The 1,562-nt window shown below is 65.0% G+C and carries 2 protein-coding genes; both read right to left on the reverse strand.

Annotation, left to right across the window (positions count from 1 at the left end):
• The coding region (gene tnpC / locus HLH29_RS19210) for an IS66 family transposase (protein ID WP_182968973.1) at positions 1-1,049 on the reverse strand (1,049 nt) is incomplete at its 3' end.
• Between the two features lie 63 nt (positions 1,050-1,112).
• Positions 1,113-1,460: an IS66 family insertion sequence element accessory protein TnpB gene (tnpB, locus tag HLH29_RS19215; RefSeq protein ID WP_182968974.1), complete on the reverse strand. Its 348-nt coding sequence runs from the start codon at positions 1,458-1,460 to the stop codon at positions 1,113-1,115.
• Between the last annotated feature and the right edge of the window lie 102 nt (positions 1,461-1,562).

Here is a 1,562-nt window from a genome sequence, read left to right on the forward strand (position 1 = left end):
GCCCAGCAGGCGGCTTCACGGACGCGCACGGCGCCACGCGCATCGGGCTTGTAAAGTTCCTTGAAGCCTGCGTAGGCATCCGCCTGGAGAATGCCGGAGAAGTTCGCCAGATGGGTCTGGGGATTGATCCCTTTGCGATCGGGGGAGAACCAGTAGGCGACGGCCGGAGGATCGCTGCCGCCCCAGGGCCGGGGATCACGCAGATAGGTCCAGATCCGTCCTTCCTTGACGCCACGCGGCTTGCCGATCTGGCGCAGGCGGGGATCGAGGACCTGGATCGGGGTATCGTCGGCATGGAGATGATCCGATCCCGTCACCTCCTGGCGGATCAGCGCGACCAGGGGGCGGAGAACGGCGACCGCCTGACCGCACCAGTCGATCAGGGTCGAGCGGGGGATTTCGACACCCTGACGGGCAAAGATTTCGCTCTGCCGGTAGAGCGGCAAGTGGTCATCGAATTTCGAGACCAGGATGTGGGCCAGCAGGCCTGGGCCGGCCATGCCGCGCGGCACCGGGCGGGAGGGCGCTTCGGGTTGCACCATCGTTTCGCAATGCCGGCAGGATTTCTTCAGCCGCGCGGTTTCCACGACTTTCAGCTTTGCGGCGATAAACTCGAGGATCTCGGCGACGTCCTCGCCGACCAGGCGCAGGGGACCGCCACAGGAGGGGCAGCTCTCGCCGGGATCGAGGACGATGCGCTCGCGCGGTGTCGTCTCCGACACGCGTGGTTTGCCACGTCGGCGCCGGGGAGAGGGAGCGGCGTCGTCGCCAGCCTGTTCGTCTGCTTCCGGTGCGGTGTCCGCTGCCGCGATGGCGATTTCCACGTCTTCGAGGAGAAGCTCGAGTTGCTCGATCTCGCGCTCGATCTTCTCCGAACTCGTGCCGAATTTCTGTTTCTGGAGACGGGCAATACGGATCTTCAGCGACTGGACAAGGGCGTCGTAGGCGCGTTCCGACGCCGACAGCCGGGTGATCTCGACCTGCTGGGCCATGATGATGGCCTTGAGGGCATCAAGATCGTCTGGGAGGGGTGTGGACGCGACCGCCATGGCAAAAGAATAGCGGAAAACAGAAGAAAAACAAAGGATTCCACGCGCGCGGCCCCAGGAAAGTCAGGCCACGCGCGAGGGCGGTGCCGACCATGCCGGCCGCCTCCAGTCCATGCCCTCCCATAGCATGGCCATCTGCGCCGATGTCAGCCGTGCCACGCCGTCAGCCGGAGACGGCCATGGAAAACGTCCATTCTCCAGAACCTTGTAATACAGGCAGAACCCCTGGCCATCCCAGGTCAGGAGCTTGATCCTGTCACCCTTGCGGCCCCGGAAGGCAAAGAGCGCGCCCGAGGTGGGATTCTGGCGCAGGACGTCCTGCGCCAGGGCCGCCAGTCCCGAGATCCCCTTGCGCATGTCGGTCACGCCGCACGCCAGATAGACGCGAACGCCGTTTCCCAGGCCGATCATGCCATCTCCGCGATCCGGATGATCCGCGCCAGCAAGGCGTCTGGGGGATCGCCCGTAACGCCGATCGACCGGCCATTGCGCAGCAGGATGTCCACCCGGTCA

Origin of the sequence: Gluconacetobacter tumulicola, assembly GCF_014174215.1 — a bacterium.
GTDB lineage: Bacteria > Pseudomonadota > Alphaproteobacteria > Acetobacterales > Acetobacteraceae > Gluconacetobacter > Gluconacetobacter tumulicola.